9 protein-coding genes are annotated in these 18,068 nt (G+C 58.1%); 4 read left to right on the forward strand and 5 right to left on the reverse strand.

Annotated elements, in window-relative coordinates; translation table 11 throughout:
- The coding region (locus EZV60_RS05510) for a M10 family metallopeptidase C-terminal domain-containing protein (RefSeq protein ID WP_245306229.1) at positions 1–1,278 on the reverse strand (1,278 nt) is incomplete at its 3' end.
- A gap of 350 nt (positions 1,279–1,628) precedes the next feature.
- On the opposite strand from EZV60_RS05510, the gene EZV60_RS05515 reads away from it, so the two are divergent.
- Positions 1,629–2,384, forward strand: a complete 756-nt coding sequence (locus EZV60_RS05515) for a hypothetical protein (RefSeq protein WP_135503043.1) — start codon at positions 1,629–1,631, stop codon at positions 2,382–2,384.
- A 934-nt stretch (positions 2,385–3,318) separates the two neighbouring features.
- Here the strand turns inward: EZV60_RS05515 and EZV60_RS05520 are convergent.
- The 3 genes from EZV60_RS05520 to EZV60_RS05530 are packed head-to-tail and all read right to left on the reverse strand — an operon-like array spanning position 3,319 to position 13,807.
- Positions 3,319–5,292, reverse strand: coding sequence for a DEAD/DEAH box helicase (locus EZV60_RS05520; protein WP_135503046.1), 1,974 nt, complete (start codon positions 5,290–5,292; stop codon positions 3,319–3,321).
- Positions 5,289–10,793, reverse strand: coding sequence for a DEAD/DEAH box helicase (locus EZV60_RS05525; protein ID WP_135503049.1), 5,505 nt, complete (start codon positions 10,791–10,793; stop codon positions 5,289–5,291). Before EZV60_RS05525 ends, EZV60_RS05520 begins: the two co-directional genes overlap by 4 nt.
- Positions 10,790–13,807, reverse strand: a complete 3,018-nt coding sequence (locus EZV60_RS05530; protein ID WP_135503052.1) for a hypothetical protein — start codon at positions 13,805–13,807, stop codon at positions 10,790–10,792. The genes EZV60_RS05525 and EZV60_RS05530 overlap by 4 nt, the downstream gene beginning before the upstream one ends.
- Positions 13,808–14,162: 355 nt before the next feature.
- On the opposite strand from EZV60_RS05530, the gene EZV60_RS05535 reads away from it, so the two are divergent.
- From EZV60_RS05535 to EZV60_RS05545, 3 genes are all read left to right on the forward strand, one after another.
- Positions 14,163–15,584: a DNA cytosine methyltransferase gene (locus EZV60_RS05535; protein WP_135503055.1), complete on the forward strand. Its 1,422-nt coding sequence runs from the start codon at positions 14,163–14,165 to the stop codon at positions 15,582–15,584.
- Between the two features lie 92 nt (positions 15,585–15,676).
- Positions 15,677–16,807, forward strand: coding sequence for an MvaI/BcnI family restriction endonuclease (locus EZV60_RS05540; protein WP_210115061.1), 1,131 nt, complete (start codon positions 15,677–15,679; stop codon positions 16,805–16,807).
- Positions 16,794–17,498 carry an HhH-GDP family DNA glycosylase gene (locus tag EZV60_RS05545; protein ID WP_135503063.1) on the forward strand — a complete coding sequence of 235 codons (705 nt, stop codon included), beginning with the start codon at positions 16,794–16,796 and terminating at the stop codon, positions 17,496–17,498. The genes EZV60_RS05540 and EZV60_RS05545 overlap by 14 nt, the downstream gene beginning before the upstream one ends.
- On the opposite strand, the gene EZV60_RS05550 is transcribed toward EZV60_RS05545, so the two are convergent.
- On the reverse strand, positions 17,464–18,051 hold the full coding sequence (locus EZV60_RS05550; RefSeq protein WP_135503065.1) for a hypothetical protein: 588 nt from the start codon (positions 18,049–18,051) through the stop codon (positions 17,464–17,466). The genes EZV60_RS05545 and EZV60_RS05550 overlap by 35 nt on opposite strands.
- Positions 18,052–18,068 lie beyond the last annotated feature (17 nt).

Here is an 18,068-nt window from a genome sequence, read left to right on the forward strand (position 1 = left end):
GTACTCGTCCGAGCCGGGCCCGCCGCTGTAAAGATCAAGCCCAGCCCCGCCATCAAGCCGGTCATCCCCGCCTCCGCCCACAAGCGTGTCGTTGCCGGCCTGGCCCGCAAGGGCGTCGTTTCCGCCCTTGCCCTGCAGGCGGTTCGCCCCGGCATTCCCGGTGATGAGGTCGGCGCCGTCGCCCCCAATCGCATCCTCGATCAGGACACCATGCGCGATGGTAAAGCCGCCGCGAACACCCTCCACGTAAGACACGAAGCCGCCGCCGCCGACCTCCGGCGCCAGAGTCGCGGCCCGCAGATCCAACGTCGCGCCTGTAGACCCCTCATGCACCAGCCTGTCATGCCCGCCCGCGTCCCAGATCGCGGCAAATCCGGTGCCCGGCCCGTTGAGATCCGGCAGCCTGTAGACATCGTTGCCCGCGCCCGTCGCCATGTTCGCCCCGTATTTCGCCTGTAGCACGGCGATGTCCAGCGCCATCGGGGTGGTCTCGTACCCGAACTCGTCGATCCACAGGTACTGTTCGCCGGTTGCCGGGTCGACAAACACGTAGTCGTCCGAAAAGGGCCCGGCCGGCCAGCCTTCGTTGTAGCCCATGATCGTGAAAACGCCCTGGTTGAGATCGCCCGCGCCATAGGAAAAGACCGGGGCCGTCACGCCCTCCAGGATCGTGGATGTGCCCCCATTGTCATGCGGATGGGCCAGCCCGAGACCGTGACCGAACTCTTCCAGAAGCACGGCATACATGAAGCCGCCCGTGTTCAAGAGCGCGTTGCCGGTGTCGGGATCGGCCCAGGTCAGGTAATTCACGTCAAACCCCATGAGGCCGGCATAGGGTTCCCCGGGCGGGATCATGAAGGCGATGGCGTTGTAAGCGCTGAGGTCGAAAACACCCAGCCGGAAATCTGCGTTGGGACTGGCCGTCAGCGTGAAGGACAATTGGGTGACCGCCGCGAAACTGTCGAGCGCGGAGGCGATCTGTGCCGTCTCGAACGGGGTGAACCCCAGCGACGGCCCTAGCTCCGTCACCCCTTCCAGATAGGTTCCGTAGGGCGCAAGATAGACCGAAACCGTGGTGGAGGTCAGCGCGGCGCCCCAATCGATCGCGAAAAGCGGCGAGTCGGGTGCCAACGCGCTCACTGTGCCCAGCGACGCCTGCACCGACGCGAAACCCGGCTGCCCGTCCACGGCCCGCAGTCCGGGCACGCGTGGCGGCAAAACCGGCAAGCTCGCCCGGTCACGAATGTAATCAGTCAGGGCAAACACGCTGCTGGTCATCACGACACCCTTATTCCCGGATCGCCCGGCCCCGTCGCGCGTCTCTCCCCGCATATCGCCACCAGGCAGGAAAACATGCCCAACGTTTGCAGGGCGGCCACGGCTTCACCTTGATCCGGATCAAGGTGTCACGACAGCCGTTGCGGGAACGCGCCACGAAAGCCCGACGGCCCGGAAGACCGAAGCGTTAAATGAATAAGACATGAAAGAAGGGGTATGGCGGAGGGGACGGGACTAGGATCCAACGTTCTCCACAGACAGGCCGTGTCAATGTTTATCAGACACGAATAGGTTGCGGCCACTTGGAGTAGTCGTAATTCTGGGGGCGACCAATTCGGAGGCCTATTCCGGTGATCTTGGGAACGGCGAAGCAACATTTCGACGAAGACATTCAGCGCGCAAGAGACATTCAAGCCCATGCCTCTGGCCTGCAGGGTGGCCGTCTGAAGGATGACCTCCTCAGGTCTGCATGGATGGTTGGAGTCGGAGCTAGCGACGCTTTCTTTTGCGATGCTTACGCAGACCTGATCACGCGCACGCTCAGGGCAAAGGAACGTCAGCCATCTGGAAACCTTCAGGACAAACTGAACAATCTAAAAGTACCGGTGGTTGCAGTACTCAATTCCAGCAGCGGTTGGCGCTGGAGGATGGCAGCGCGAGAGATGATCGAGAAGGAGAGCGTTCTATCAATCCAGCAGATAAAAGATCTGCTCAACATATTCTGCCGTGAACACCATAAACTGCTCACTCAAGAGAGCGTCGAAAGCTGGATACTGCATGCCGACACGAAGCAAAGGCACTTTGGGATCAGCAAGCAAGCATATCAACAGACGCCAGCGGGAGGAAAAGCGAAGTTAAAAAAGAATGCCCTAGAGAAATTTGGACGGCGAATGCAGTCCGTTTTTCAAAGACGACACGACTGTATCCACAATTGTGATCGTCCAAAATCTGCAGTTCAGCCCATTTCAGCGGACGCGGCGCAAAAGGCACTCGAGGACGTTTCTTTTCTTGTGAATCGTTGCACTGATCATATGCGGGCGGAGTACACGCAATACTTAACGAGTAAAGGCTTCACTGGACAGACGAGAAACCACGTCGGTGCCTGAACCAGAAAGATGGAGTAAGCTTTCAATAGACCAGTGGCCGCGAGTTCTGATCTTTCTTAAAAGATTTAAACTGCGATCTGGCAAGAGTTGGACCGCGGTGAAGCACAAACTTAACCAACCTCGAAAATAGCCGGCATGGTCTCTGCCACATGCCGCCGTCATCCCCGATCTGGCATTCGAGCCCTCACAATAGGCGGGCGGTTACTTCATGCCCCCTTCAACGCGCGTGTCTCGCTGCCAGCGGATCAGGGAGTGCGCGCCTCTTGTCGATCAATGTCGACGACGGCAGTATGAAAAGACATGGACCTATTGGATAAATACTTTGCTCTAGGTCAGCGGCAGGGTTGGGATATGCCGACCATTGCGTCATACCATCATGGTCCATACCGGCTTGCCATCATCCTACAGGACCCAGAAAGCCCGCATACCGCAGGCAGCGGCGCCCAGACGACACGGCAGATCGGCATTCACAACCCGGACAATACTGCGCAGTTTCTTCGAAGCGAACTAAAGGCGCTAGGGCTAAATGACCATGAGGTTCTAATACTGAACGCGCTACCCGGGTTTGGCATGCGGAATAATCTGAAGAGCCTTCGCGCCGGTGCTAAACTCAACTCGAAGATAATTTCTCTTGCGAGTATCAGGAGTGTAGTCCTAGCCAGGGCCGTTGCACAGCGCGCGTTACACTTCATGGACTGACCTGCCGAAACCGCGACTGCGTCAGCACCGCATCCAAGCGTTCGAGGTCTTAGCCGGACCCCGGACGGAAAGGAGGCGTTCCGAGCAGCGTTGCAAAGTGCGCTTGGAGCTGCTGGTTTCCTCCAGCCAAATCCACCGGCGTCATCGATGCAGAGGCGTTCCTAGCCACGCATCCTTAGCTCATTCCAAATTAGGCGGCGTCCCGAGGAGCGTAGTCAGTCGGAAGAAGACGAATTCAACCAACGTCGACAAAGTCTGGCATAGTTTCCGCCACGGAAAGCAACAGTTTCGACGCAGTGCTTTCCATATCTCGCAACGTTATAAAAAGTGTGTCGATAGGCCTAGTCAGAGGGATCATCGTCCAGTTCCACGCTCGCGACCTTCCCCACCTTGCCGGGTCATCCAACTGGCCTTCCGGCGGTCCGAGCGCCATGAATTCTTGGTGTTTCAGCTCCCAGAACTCGTCGAGCCGGTCGAGTACGACGAACCACCCCTCAAGTCCGCGACAGGACTCGTATTGGATAATCCGATGATCTCTGGTGGCCCGTGGAAAGTCGCGCCTTATCAAGTTGTCGGTCCCATCCCAGACGCCGAGCCCTCGTGACCGAAAGCTGTCACCGAGCGCGCTCACCATCCTGTTCCCAGATTTGCGAACACTAGATGGGGGTACGCAGTAGAGGAAATCGACTGGCTCGTTACCGGCGCTCCGAGCGCGCTCACTGAGCGTATCGTGGACATCCAATAGTTCCTCAAGAGGGCTAGTCCGGATAATGACCCGTCCTCCCGCGGCCATCGTGCTCGGAATGACATGCCAATTTAGACCTGCACGCTCAGCAACCGCGTTCGCAAACGTTCCAAGGTTGGCCTTCATCCGAAGGCACTCGTCGAGAGAGCGATGACCTTCGAGGCTTCGCCCTTGCACGGAGGCTTTCCAGTTCGTCGCCCGACCACGCACCAATTGGGACATGCCATCGGCAATGGCGATGCGTTCGCCACCATAGAGCCTTGACACAAGGTCAGCCTCCGACTGGGGCCAATCCTGCGCCTCGTCTACCAAGATGGCGTCGTAGTCGAGCTGCTCCGGGTCCGCGCGCTTCGCGGACTGGATGTCCTCATCACTGAGAGCGCCTTCGTCGAAAAACTTCAGGGCTTCTTGGCATCTGGTCTCGTATTGTTGGAATTCGAGATCCTCGTCGCCCTTGATACAGCCAAGGCGCGAAAGCCAGGCATAAGAGAACGACATAACGGTGCGAACGTCCACGCCACCATTGTCACTACTACTCGGGACGTTCATCAGGGCGAGCAAGCGCTGAATGTCCGCGGCAAGCGCATGATTGTAAGTCAGGATAAGGCTACGCTTCCCTTGTGCCTTGAAAGCCTCGTGCGCAGCCTGCGCGAGCAAGACAGTCTTTCCGGTTCCCCCCTCGCCCCGAAGATGGACACGCTCTTCACCGAGCAACACAGCCAATTGCCTTGCTTCCTCGGGCCGCGCCGCGATCCTATCCATTTTCCTTCGATCGAGAGCAGAAGGCGTCACCGACTTGAAGATCCCGCATGCCAGAACCTGTTCGATTAGGTCGGGCTCCCCGGACGAAATTGCGTACTCTTTCCCGATTTTGCCAACCGTGTTCTCGGCAATCATGGCAACTAGCAACGAAGACGCATCGAAGTTCGAGGCCACGGTTGCCGCTTCAGGCATCACACGGCCGCGATCCTTGGGAAGCTCGTAGATCCCTTCAAGAGCGAGACACCTGTAAATCCAAGGTTCCTTACCAGTTACGTCTCTGAAGTAATTTAGCAGGGCGTATTTCTGCGCGTCGTTCTGGGCCGTCGCGCTTTTCCAGCCCTCCCGGTACTTGGCGTCCACGTTTGCGGCGCCGATGTCGAGCCCCGCTGCGTCCTGGTCCTTTACCTCTACCGCAGCGACGAAAGAGCGAACACGTATCTTAGTCCCAGACACTCTTTTCCCGTCGTGATCGCGCAAGGCTGCCTTTGGCACGATGTACCGGCTACCACCAAGCCGCGCCGCGATGACGATGTCTATGTCGCTGACCTTGTAGTTCGAAAGTTTTCGATTCGCGGCGATCTTGACGTGATCCTCGCTGGCGGGAGTCGACGCTATACCCGGCCAATAGGCCTCGAACGCCCTCGCGATCTTTTGTGCGGTCCTGAACTCGGCAGTTCCTTCCGCGCCGGTGACCTCGATCATCGGCGCAGCTCCAAGAAGTACTTCGCGGTTCGGTACGCGAAGTCCCGAACATCGACGAACTTCGCCTCGATACCCTTCGCCCTGAGCTCATCCCTCGCCTCTCGTTGACGCGGCTGCCAAAGGCCCTCGCGTGTGTGCCAGAGAGGGTGCCCGAGCAAGAGTGCCTTCTTGCCGTTCACGATCGCGGTCAGCCCAGCGCCGTAGTCGATTTCAACAGGCATTCCCGCGGTATCGGCAAATGCCTTGAAGGCAATTGCGATATCGTCTTCCGGCCCCTCCAACCAGCGTCCAAGCTGTAGTTCCTTTCCTAGGGCCAGATCGGAAAGGTCCAATGCCAATCGCCAATCTAGCATGCCGTGAATGAACCTATTAGAATAGCTCCTGAGACAATCTGGGCATGATCGATCGCAGTCGTGGCTGTGCGTTTCGTCTTCCCACTTGGGAGCGACGGTCGCCACGAAGTTCGAGAGCGCCCGTTCCATGTTCTTTGGCTTCGACGCCCAGCGCGAATAACCGGCACCGTTCTCGAGCTTGTCGGCAATGAACACCTGCTCCGTATCAATTTCGACCTCGCCAACGCGAATTCGCCATCGTTGCCGACCTGTACGGAACTCCTCTGGATCGATGTCTAACTCCGTCGCCAACGCCAACTTCGTGAGTTCCGAAAAGGAAGCGATCGCGGACGCCGCGGAAACCTGGCCAGTAACGTCGAGGACGCCCCAGTTTCCCACGCCCTTGGCACCCTCGAAGTAGTAACTGAGGACATCGGTCGTGAAGACCGCTCCGATCGCACCTCTCTCGACTTCTTCGCCCGCCTCGTTTCCAAATTTGAAGCCGTCCCGGTAAAGACCCTCGTGGCGAACCGTGACCTTGTTGAATTCTTCGTGCGTGAACTCGTAGAGCTCGCCCTCGTTGTCATTAACGAGCGCGACTTGGCCCTGTCCAATTGCGAGCTGCATGGGACCGCAAGCGTTCGAACCATCAAATTCTTGTTCAAACGCCCTGACGGGAGGCGGCAAAGCTGGTCCCCTTTGTCTTTGACCATCGTAGTCCCGGGCCTTCCAATGGGCCATGAAACCCCTTGGTTGAAATAGCGGGAACGGCTGCGATGGGTTACCGCAGACCTTGCATGTGTCGTGATCCCCGTGAGCAATAACCCCGCAAGACTTCGCGGTGCACCTCGTGTAGGTCAGCGAAGCACCAAGTGGGTTTTCTTCGTTGATGATACCTGTATGTCCATCCCTTCGGCTCACGAACCCACAAGCAGTGAAAAGCCGCTTGTCCTTGGGTATTTCCGCGCCCGGCGCAAATGCCCAGACCGCGTGGTCAAGAGGCCGGTCACTGATCACTGTGTCTTCAGCGCGATTTCGCTTTACGTCCCAGAAAATGCTCCTGACCTGTGTTGGAAACCCGAACATTGGCAAGATCCCGGCGACGGCAAGCCTATGACTGAGCTCTTCTTGGATAAACTGTGAACTCAGAACACACTCGCCGATTTGCTTGACTAGGTCTGATCTTACGTAGCTTTCTACGGCCTCGATGACCTCGGCACCATCCAGCGGGGCAAACGAGGTCAATCTGCCAACGACGTGCTTGACCTCGGCCGACTGCTCTAACCACTCGGAAACCGGTTGATGGTATGAGGTAAACCACTCCGAAGATCTTCCAAAGGCACCGTGCGCGCTGTCGTTGTTGCGGGCCGGGGGGGTGGCCAAGGAAAGGAAGGCTCGGCGCAAGCATTCTGCGGCGGCAACCCTCTTTATGATTTCGGGCCGAGAAAGGTCTAGCTCCGGCTGAGGTGGAACGTCACCCGTCATCCTTTCCGGATTGTTGAAATAGTAATCGTCGTGCGCTGCTCCCCTCGAGATGGTGACTGCGTAGGAAAAGGCCTGGCCGGCACGACCGGCGCGTCCGACACGTTGTTGGTAATTAAATCGTTGCGGCGGCATGTTGGCCATCATCACGAGCTTCAGCGATCCGATGTCGACACCGACTTCCATCGTCGTGGTCACGGAAAGCGCATCAAGCCCATGCGTGATCTCGTGCTCGCCCTCTACAAAGGCCTCGCCCTTGAATAGCCTTTGGCGCCGCCGCTGCTCGGACATCGGTTTCGTTTGACCAGTTAACTCCGACACGGCTAGGCGATGCGTGGGTTCACCGGCGACCCATGAATAATAGTCTTCCCCACCAGTTCCTATCTCCTCGAATTCACGGGAATCGCAGTGCTGCGTCGTGCATACCTTTACTGGCAAGGACATCGTGACCTTTGCACAGGTCTTGCAGCGATACCTTTGCCTCTCTCCAGCCGGGACGAGATGCATAGGAAACGAGGAATGGTTCTGTGTCGTAAGGAGCCACTGCTCGCTCAGTGCACCTTTCTTCATCAAGAACTGCTTTATGGCGTCGGCGAGTTCTGCAGCATCCCTGTTCAAAAGCGGGCCAGCCTTGGACAGGTAGGCCTGCACTTGTTGAGGCGGCGTGGTTTGAGAACGCGTCTTGTGACCGGAGAACATCCGGGCTTGTCCCAGGATCCTGACGACGTTTGCCAAGATGCCCGTCGCAATATCGTCTGCCACTCCTAGCTCAGCACCGTTTGTGCCGGGAAGTTCGATAGTTGCCAAGCCCATGGATTCCAGATCACGCCCGGCCCTGTCGAAAAGCGAGTTTGCCATGAAGCCGGAAAGCCGCTGAACGAAATCGCGTCGACCATCCGTCGCCGCATCTCCTTCGAGTGCTGGCCAATTTGCACCAGGCGGCGGATCAAAAAAGCGCCACCAAGGTGTACCGGTTCCATCACGCCGATCAGTTGCCATGCTGGCCTCGGTACCGGCCGGGTTCTGCCCCATCGAAACCAGTTCGTCGCGAAGACCGACAACCAAGGATGCCCAAGAGATCGAACCGATTTCGATCTTCTGATCGTGCTCCGCCAAGAGGTCCTTTTCTGCCTGTTCCGCCATTCCCATCTTGACTTGCCGTACGGCGGACCAAATCCCACGTGTCGCTTTCTCGGCAGCGTCCCGCTTCGCGACCGCGGTCGCCTCGCCTGCCAGAATCGCATCTATCGAGTCCATTAGCTCGGTGCTGGTCGGGACGTCTCCGGGCGAAAGCGCCTTGTTGACCAGCTGCCGGACGAGGTCCCGGTAATGGTGCAATTCCAGCCCCGCGGCCAAGTCTGCGGCGTCGTCACGGCTATCTGTAAACGCGATCATCTTTTCGGCTTTGACGCCATCACCTGCTGCCACCATGGAGCGGTCAGCGATCAACTGCGTGGTAGCGTTCAGACCAGTACGGAGACCACGGATCGGCGTTTGAACTATGCCGCGGTAGAAGGCATTTAGGTCCCTCGCATTGAAGTAGCTTTGTGAGCTCAAGCAGTGCGGGCAAGTCTCCGGAAGGCCCGCGACCGAGAGCCCACCGGGCATGTTGGAAGGAATTGAATACGTGATCCCGGTCGGTTCGCCATGCCCTGCGATGAGTTGGCCGAGCACCGGGTCGAAGCGGGCAGCTTGGAACTGGAACGTTCCGCTTCCATTGTTCCCTGGATATGAATGGCTCCAAGAAGCTGCACCTTGCGGTATCTTCCCACCCGGCCAATACCAACGAAACTCGTCGAAAGAGCGTTCGTAGACCATTCTTGGATCGCCACCGCCATCGACTGGCTTCGTAGCCTCGAGGAATATGAACCCTTCGAGATCGGGCTCGTTCGACTGGACTACGAAGCCGCCGAGGAACGCCTCGCCGCAATCGTAGCAGTAAAGCAGTTCGAGGACCTGGCCGCCACAATCGCACTTGAGCGCCGGGGCCTTGAAAAGGCGCCCGATCGTCCTTCCGGGGAACCGGTAGCGCTCGTTAATTTCGCTACAGGCGGGGTTCGAGCATGCCCAGACGCCTTGGACTTGTCGCAAGAACATGTGTGACCGGAAAGTCGGCTTCGGTTCTTCCCAGCTTCCCCGGCCCTCGTGTATAGCCGCCACGAAAAGCGCATCTAGGAGCTGCGTCGATGCCCCTTCGCCGAACACGGTATCCGCGATTTTCGAAAGCTTAGCCGGCCTAACGATTTCCTGCGGGTCGTCGTGGCCATCGACTTGGACGAACGCAGCACCGGCCTTGGCACACGCACTGGCCAACGCCTCGCGAGGCGAGAGCGCAGCGGAAACGCGCTTTGCCGCTTCCTTCACGACCGAGGCGTCACTACCGAGAAGGCCTGGCATCTCGGAGGCAAGCAAATCCGTCTCGATCGGCAGTTGGACATCGAAATCCCGTGCTTTGCCGGGATAGATGGCAAAGGTTGACCGATCGACCCCAAAGAATTCCTCGAGATATTTCGCACCGGTGTCAGGATCGAGCGATGCGCTCGTCGCAATGCAACGCAGCTGTTCCGACGCAGGGTCCAGTCCAAGCCTATCGAGCAAGTTCCTGACAACAAGCGCCACTTCCGTACCCTGCGTACCGCGATAGCTGTGTAGTTCGTCCACGACGAGGGAGAACTTGCGAGACGGATCCGCGGCTAACCAATCGCGGGTCTTCTCGAAGATCGGAGACTCGACATCTCGTAGCAGCATGATGTTCAGCATGCTCGTGTTGGTGATCAGGATGTCCGGTGGAGCGGCCACCATGTCCCAGCGGCTCAGCATCTCGCCACAATAGGGGTCTTGGAATTGGCTACACGCATCGAGGACCTCGGCCGGCTCCTTGCCAGCTGCCAAGAGCGACTGGCGCAAAGCATCGGCTTCCTGCGCGATCTTCCTTATTTCGCGCCCAGCCTCGTTGATCTTGCCGCGATCACTGGCCCTTAGGGTGGCTGGCGGGACGAACGTGCCGCCGAGCGTAGCCCCGGTGTAGCGACCGAAATAGAAAAGCGGGCGTCCGCTTTCTTCCTGCGCAATGATGGCCGATCGTCGGAGCCGTGAAACCTGGTCCTCGACGAGCGCGTTCGTGGGGTATAGCACTAGCGCGCGCATGGCCGCCGAAGATGCGTCATGGGCACTGCTACGAACATGCTTCCATTGCTTGTCGGCTGCATCCAGCTCTCGCTCCCACCACGGGAACAAGGTCGCTCTCGCTTCATCCGCGGCGCGCTCTTCCAGGATGCTGGCCAGCAAAGGGAGCAAAAAACTCTCGGTTTTGCCCGATCCAGTGCCGGAGGTCACCACAACGTTGCGACGTCTATCCTTGTCCCCGGCGATGGTCGTCACGAGCGAGGCCGCTTGGTGATCTCGCAACTTGATCGAGCCATCAGACCCGAAAACGATCGGCCCCAGTGCCGCCGCCGTCGCATCAGAAAGGCCCGCCCGCTTGCAGGCGTCCTCAATCTTTTCCAGAGAGGGGTACTGTGGGGCAGCTTCGAGCAAGGGTTCTTGCGCCATGACACCAGGTGCTTGGAGCATTTCCCTGCGCTCCAGCATGATCCCCTCGTCGCGCATCCAGAAAGCACTGTCGTAGTAACGTTGATAGGCCTCGCGGACGTAGTCGATCACGCTGCTCGGGGTGGAATACCTCATTTGGAAATTTCCTTGTTGTAGAGAATTTCGAGTACGGTCCCGGCAATATTGGGAGGAACGTTAGCGTAAAGCGTTAGGCCTTGGTCCGACGTCTGCGGGAGGTTGCCGGAGCAGGCAACCAAGGCGCGCTCGAGCAAACCAATCGGCTCCGATCCCCGCATCGAAAGAAAACACCTCTCCCACGGGTTGTAGCCATGCAACCGTTTCCCTGCTCGCCGCGCCGCCAATAGCTTGACGACCTGGTGTGGCCCTTGGAACTCGCGGCCATCGGGCCGGCGGTAGGCGTAGGTCCTCCCGGCATGATCGAACCGGTATGCGCCTTCCTCGACGATCGTGTCGACAGTTCGCCACGACATCTTCTCGAGGTCGAATAATTGGAGGTTGCGTAGGTTCGAGCCAAGCGAGACTGGAATTAGGCTCGATGCTAGGCCATCGAGTTCCAAGCAGGCCTCCGCCAGTCCGCCGGCCACGTCCTCGTAAACGCCGAACTTCCTTCTAAGCGGGTCACTAAGCTTGGCGACCACCGTGTTCAGAGTATCTGGTTCGAGCCCCGTCACCGCGATACGAGCTGGACCGTCTCCTCTTTTCCTGACGGAGTACTTACCCCCTGCGCTCTCGATAGCTTCTTGGAGCTGGGAGAGCATTTCTGCACTGCGAAACCCGGCTAGCACCGCTAAGTTATCCGAAACGAAGCCAATGCTTGGCCCGGGCACCGACCAAGCACCAACCCGGTTGGAACCGGGCCGCAGCTGCACGTCCATGAGCGACAACGCGGAATAGTTCCTTGCGACTTCGCCGAGTCTCCACGGCGGCAGGGAATATCCCGAGAGTAGGGCATCCAGCTTTCCCACGCTACCGTGGCCGAGGAAAGCAAGCCCATCTAAGAGCAAATCGTGATCGATTTCTTCTTCCGTATCGAATGCGTCCAACTTGAAGCGCGCTATGGTTTTTCGGGCTTGGAACCCAGCCGGCTTCTCTTTCGGCTTCTTGGTCTTCTTGGCAGGACCAGAACTCTTTGCCGGGCTACTCAGCAGCATTATTCGACCGCAGTCCTTGCACACCATTCTCCGGCGCTTATCCTTTGAGACTTTTTTGGGCGTGTACTCACAGAGCCAGTAATGATAATTGCGAACGGCACAGGACTCAGAACAAGTTGCGTCTTCAACCGCATCTTCAAGCTCGTTGTAAGCTGTATCCTCGTCGTGCTGCTCGAACAAACCCGGTGGAAATGCAGCCGCGACGTCGGCATGCATCCCAGTCAGTGCCCGGCCCCGTTCGACTTCCAGGCCGCTAAGATGCCTTGCCCCATCAAGTTCAGCTATTGGCTGTGCGGAAGAAATTGTCCTGTGGGCCAACTGCCCTTCGTTCACGAGGCTCGACTGCCTGGCCCGGTCCGCCGACCTGAGAAGCAGTGTCATTTCGGCGAGACGCTTCTTACCGCGGAATCCAACGAGCGTAAACGTTCCGTCCCCTGCGTCATCGAGCAGCAATCTGCAATTCTCCGACGCGGATTCCTCGATAGCGACCTCTATCGGTCCTCCTTGGCCGGGTCGGGTTGCCTCAATGCGGACCGGGCCCGAGCTCGCCCTGAAATGAACTGATGGTGGCCTCCAAGAATGCCAAATATCCCGGGCCAAACGGTACCCACCGTCCGCGGTCAAACCGTCGTCATCGACATCTGGGATAAGGACCGACAAATCTTCCGACGCTTCGAAGGCCGCGCGGGTCATGCGGACATCCTTGTAGAGGAGCCAACCTTCGGGGATCCCTGGGAGATCATCTCGCGACGCCACGCTTGCTTGACCGGACGATGCGGACTCGAGGATGTCGTCCAGCTCGGCAACTAACGACTTCTTCTCCTTCACGAGGAGCATGTGGTTAGAGCCAAGCGTAATGCGCCTGTTCTCGGCCCAAAACGGGCCGTCCGGTGATTTCGAAAGGGGTATAACCAACCTTGAGCGCCATCGGAACGATGCGCCTTCGCCCTCGAGCGACACGTTGCCTAGCGCCGCCGTTGCGCCGCATCCCAGTGGATTGGGAGACACCGTGGCAAAGGCCCCGTACTGGGTATTAGCAAGGCTAAAGCCTATGGAGCTTCCCCCTTTGAGACCTTCGATCGCGCTCGAAAATTCGCCGGAGATACCGAGACCCAACGACAGTTGGGCGGAGGGAAACCCCGGAATGATCGCGGCCATCAAGGTTAGCTCGCGAACCGGCGCCTTGTTGGATTCTTGGCTGGCGACCACGGTGGACCCGGTCCACTCCTCGAACTCCGCGGACGCAACCTCGGCGATTCTGTTTCGTAGATCGACCTGAGCCCAAGCCTTCTTTAGGCGCGAGTTCGGATTACTCGTAGTCATCCAATCCGCAAGGTAGGGCTGGAGTTGATCCGCCGTGGGCCTGTCGCCCGACGCAAAACCGTACCTTTGAAATAGATCGTGGAAGTGGTCGCGGTCGCTGGCCCGCACGATGGCTTGCGATATGGCCAATCCGGCGTATTTCCACTTGCCGATTGGCATGGCCGACGGCCTGCCGAGCTCGTAGTCGTGCTCTTCCAACCAAGTCGCGAGCATCCTCCACAAGACCTCGGTTGATTTGCCATTTTCCGCCAATGGGTCCCGCGGAAACTTGGTAACCTGCGACAGCCGGAGGTAGTAGTTGTTGGTCGCAATCGTGTCATCGTCGCCCATCAATTCGGCGGCGTGCGCCAATGCGAAGAGAACTGCAGTGAACGGCGGCACACCCTCACTGCCGCCCCTTTCCCAGTCGCGGGCTTGCCTTAGCACAGAGATGTACGGGTTATAGCCGACGTGAAGGTATCGGCCGACAGCCTCACAGCAGACCTCCTCGACGAGGCCGACATCGACCGCCAGTTCCGAGGCTACCCTTCTCCGCAACGTATCGTTTAGCGTTAAGTAGACGGGTCTGCCGCGGTACCGGCCGGAAAAGAATGCCGTCGAAAGTGCCTCGTTAACGCGAGGGTAATCAATGGCGTGCTCAAATGGAGTAATCACCGAATTCACAGTCCGTAACTTAAATAAAATGCAAAGCCTGTTTCAACCCTCCGACAGGAGAGTAGCTCACTAATCTGACGACAGTAAGTCGCCGCCGCGCACCTCTTGAGAATTGCCCACGGTCCGCTTTCAATCGTCCGGACACTTGGAAATGGCATGGCATCTCTACCAGCGGGGGGGATAGCGTCCAAGTCGTCACACAGCCGCAATTGAAACGGATGGTCGAGAACTACCAAAGAAGCGACTTCACAGCTTACCCATAAAGTTTTCCACAACATCTGGGTTCCACATCGACACGGGCACCAACATATGCTAGCCAAATCCCCTAGCAAGCACGAGCAAAGGGGCCATCGAAATGCTTGAGAAGACGATTGCGCGGGAAGCAAGGGAAGAAGTCGAAAGCATCTCGACAGATTCGTCGCCAATCAGCTCAAGGGTTTACGGCATGGTCGACCTTTTCGCGGGGTGCGGGGGGCTGTCGCTCGGCTTCGAGAACGCCGGGTTCACGCCGGCTTTCGTGAACGAGCTGAACAACGATGCGATGGCAACCTACCTCGAGAATCGATCCCACGATCTTGGTGGGGTAAAGTTCCGCGACAATGTTTCCCTTCGCTGCAACGATGCACACGAGCTCAAAGGCAAGCGCCTTGAGCAACTAGTAGTCGACCTTGCCAACCTCGGCGATATCGATTTCAACTTTGATACCGCGAGCAGCAAGTCCGGTGGTGGCAGCACACTGGACGTCTTGGCTGGCGGTCCACCCTGCCAAGGCTACTCGGGCATCGGGATCCGGCGCTCATACGCGGTGGACCGCAAGCATATCCCATCGAACCAGCTGTACGTGCGCATGGCGAAGATAATCTCGCGGTTGCGCCCGCGTATCTTCCTTTTCGAGAACGTCAGGGGGCTCTTGAACGCGAAGTGGACGCGGGAAGGCGGCGAGCCGATCTGGCCGGACGTCTTCAAGGAATTCAATGACATTCCAGGCTATGAAGTCCGCTGGAAGCTCGTCTTCGCGAAAGATTACGGTGTCCCGCAAAATCGTCCCCGGGTCCTCTTGGTGGGCATTCGGAAAGACATCGTGGCTGCCAGCGACCTGCTGGATCCAGCTGCTCACGGGGAGGACGCCGTCGCCTGCGGGTTCCTGCCCAAGCCAGGATCCCGGCAGTTCCCGGACCTCGTCGACCTGCTCGGGGACCTCGTCGACCATTCCGTGGAAGACGCCCTCCGATCACAGGAGTTTCCCAAGGGAACGTTCGAAACGACCCGCTACCCTCGCAAGCCCAAGCCCGGCGCCGCCGAGCGGCTTCGCCGTCCCCCGGAGTGGGCGCCGAACATGAAGGTGCGATTAACCGACCAAGAATACAGCAAGCACAAGGCTGCCGTCGTCGAGAAGTTCGCTCACATGCTCGCGAATGACGGCGAAATCCCGGAGCACTTCCAGACAAAGAAGTTCTCGCAGCGCGTTCTGCGGGCTCGTTGGGGCAACCACGAGCCAAATATCACGGCGACATCGCTCCCCGATGACTACGTGCACTTCAGCCAACCCCGCATCCTCACCGTGCGGGAATGGGCAAGGCTGCAGCTGTTCCCAGACTGGTACGTTTTCAAAGGAAAGCGCACGACCGGTGGCTTGCGGCGCGCCGGCAACCCGCTCGAGGGGTTGTTCGATCGCGAGGTTCCAAAGTACACCCAGATCGGGAACGCTGTCCCGGTTGGCCTTGCCGAGGCGGTCGGTCGGCACTTTCGAGCGATCCTTGACGATGCACTAAACTAGGAAAGCCGCCGAAAAAGTTGCCCCTCCGCCCGTTGAACCAACTCGAGAGAAAACATCTCGAGCGCCTTACGGCATTGTCCATCGATGTAACCTTGATCCAGCCGACCGCGACCGGCCTCAAGAAGTCGATCTTGGACGCGACTATTCCCGTTCGAAACTTCCTCCGCGAAAACGAGCTCCACGACTACGAGGAACAGGGACAAGGCGCGAAGGAGCACGGACAGCAATTGGAGGCAGTACTCCTAGAAGTTGACCGCGCGACAGCTTCGAAGGCCTCGCTCTACCGGCCCAAGACAAAGCAAGGCGATCCGCGGATATGGTTCTCCGGCCTGCCCGGTTTTGCCGAGCCAGATGACATGTTGGTCCTGCTCCAACACGACCGAGGCCTGGCGGTTATCAACCTCACGCGTACGGACGTGTCGGAGGTGGTAGACTACGAATTAGCCGGACCGCTTCTCGACGTGCTTAGAACCCGCTCCCGCGATGCCGCGAGCATCGCGGACGAGCTTCTAGCGATGCTTCGCGCTATCGCGGCGAAGGGCTTGGTCCCATCGGTAATGGGCGAGCGTGCAGATACCGCTGTCGGGCGAACCCTTGAGCACGCGCTGGGCATTGCGATCAACTCTCGACGCGAACCTGACTACAAGGGTATCGAGTTGAAATCCTATCGCAGGGCATCGCGAGCCTCGCGCGAGAACAGGAAGACGCTGTTCGCGCGTGTTGCAAACTGGGAATTGAGCAAATTCAAGAGTAGCCGCGAGATACTAGATAATTTCGGGTATCCGCGGGGTGACGACTTCAAGCTCTATTGCACGGTGAGCACGCAAGTTACGAATTCTCAGGGGCTGTATTTCGAGATCGACGACAAGGCCGCGCTTCTGAAAGAGCGATCGACGCGGAAGGACATCGGCGCATTCGCCACCTGGGCAATGCAAGACCTGCGCGCGGCGCTCGCGGCAAAGCACCAAGAGACCTTTTGGGTCGGAGCTCGGGTCCACGAGCAAGATGGTCGCGACCATTTCGAATTTCGAGACGTCCTGCACACTCGCAGGCCAATCCTCTCACAGTTTGACCTACTCCTCGAACAAGGCGAGATCACGATGGACCACCTGATCAAGAGGACTCCGAAAGGCCGCGTGTCCGAGAAAGGGCCACTTTTCAAGATCAACGCTGGATCACTGGGCCTTCTCTTCCCTCCAAGCAAGTCCTATGCGCTTCGTTGAGCCAGATTTCGAGCGCCTATCGACCGGAGAAAAGCGCAAGATCTCATTGCTCAGGTCCGACCTTCTGGACTGGTTCGCGGTTAACGGCCGTGATCTTCCATGGCGTCGTCCTGCAGCTTCCGAGTTCGAGAGGATCTGCGTCGAGGTCTTGTTGCAGCGTACGAGGGCCGAGACCGTCGCTGCCATTTACCCTTCTTTCTTCGGCACCTTCGGGTGTTGGTCCGACATCGCCGGGACCCCGCTCACCGTCTTAGAAGACCATCTGAAACCTATTGGTCTCTGGCGTAGACGCGCGATGTCGCTGAGTGGCCTTGCAACTTACGCCGCCGAGCGGAACGGGAAATTTCCTCGAGATCCGCGAATACTGGGACAAGCACCGGGCGTTGGCCAGTACGTGATGAACGCTGTCCTGCTATTCCAACACGGTCAAGAGATGCCGCTCATCGACGTAAACATGGCACGCGTTCTGGAGCGATACGTGAGGCCGAGAGCCTTGGCTGACATCCGCTATGATCCATGGCTGCAGGCCGCCTCGCATTGGTTGGTGCGCAGACACCCGATCGAGACGAACTGGGCGACGTTAGATTTTGCCTCGGCTATTTGTAAAGCGCAGACGCCTATATGCAATTCGTGCCTCGTGAGGTCGAGATGTGTTTCTAGGGGTCAGTTCCCGAGCGCGCTTCTGACCTGAAAAGGGCCATCATTTCCTTGTTTGATACAAGGTCAGTCATTGGCACGTTGATGCATGCTGTCCAAAAGGTCGTGCCGTTTTCAGGGTCGGTTTCTCCAGCGTTCCATTTCTTCCCCCTTGCCTCCAAGGTTACGATATCGATGCCGCCTAAGATGAATGCGTGCGTGAACCGGAAAATGTCGTCTTCCTCGGCGCTTTTGTCCCTCAGAAGCGAGATGAAGTAATAGTACTTCGGTCTTTGATGCTCATGGTTGTACAGCGGCACCGAGTTATCAAAGTGTCTTCGCGGCCGAACGGTCCGGTCCTTGGTCTTGACGTCAAGCGTAATCCGCCCCGATATCAAGAAGTCATGCGTCGTCTTGTGTCGATCATCCACGAAGTCGATCTTTTTCCGTTTCAAGTATTCCCCGAAAGCAAGCTCGCCTAGGCAGCCGACGAAGTTCGCTTGGAGTTTCCTATGCGAGTAGTCGTACTCGGGGAGAGCATTCGCTAGGGCAAAGGCATCATCAAGCATTTGCTTGCTCAGGACCAAGCTGGCGTAGTGATCTGCCATTTGTTCTTTCCCTCCCG

Origin of the sequence: Roseovarius aestuariivivens, from assembly GCF_004761875.1 — a bacterium.
Lineage (GTDB): Bacteria > Pseudomonadota > Alphaproteobacteria > Rhodobacterales > Rhodobacteraceae > Roseovarius > Roseovarius aestuariivivens.

Excerpts from the sequence above, each read along its gene's own strand:
- EZV60_RS05520 (WP_135503046.1), bottom strand. The coding sequence starts at position 5,292 with ATGATCGAGGTCACCGGCGCGGAAGGAACTGCCGAGTTCAGGACCGCA.
- EZV60_RS05525 (WP_135503049.1), bottom strand. The coding sequence starts at position 10,793 with ATGAGGTATTCCACCCCGAGCAGCGTGATCGACTACGTCCGCGAGGCC.
- EZV60_RS05535 (WP_135503055.1), top strand. The coding sequence starts at position 14,163 with ATGCTTGAGAAGACGATTGCGCGGGAAGCAAGGGAAGAAGTCGAAAGC.
- EZV60_RS05545 (WP_135503063.1), top strand. The coding sequence starts at position 16,794 with ATGCGCTTCGTTGAGCCAGATTTCGAGCGCCTATCGACCGGAGAAAAG.
- EZV60_RS05550 (WP_135503065.1), bottom strand. The coding sequence starts at position 18,051 with ATGGCAGATCACTACGCCAGCTTGGTCCTGAGCAAGCAAATGCTTGAT.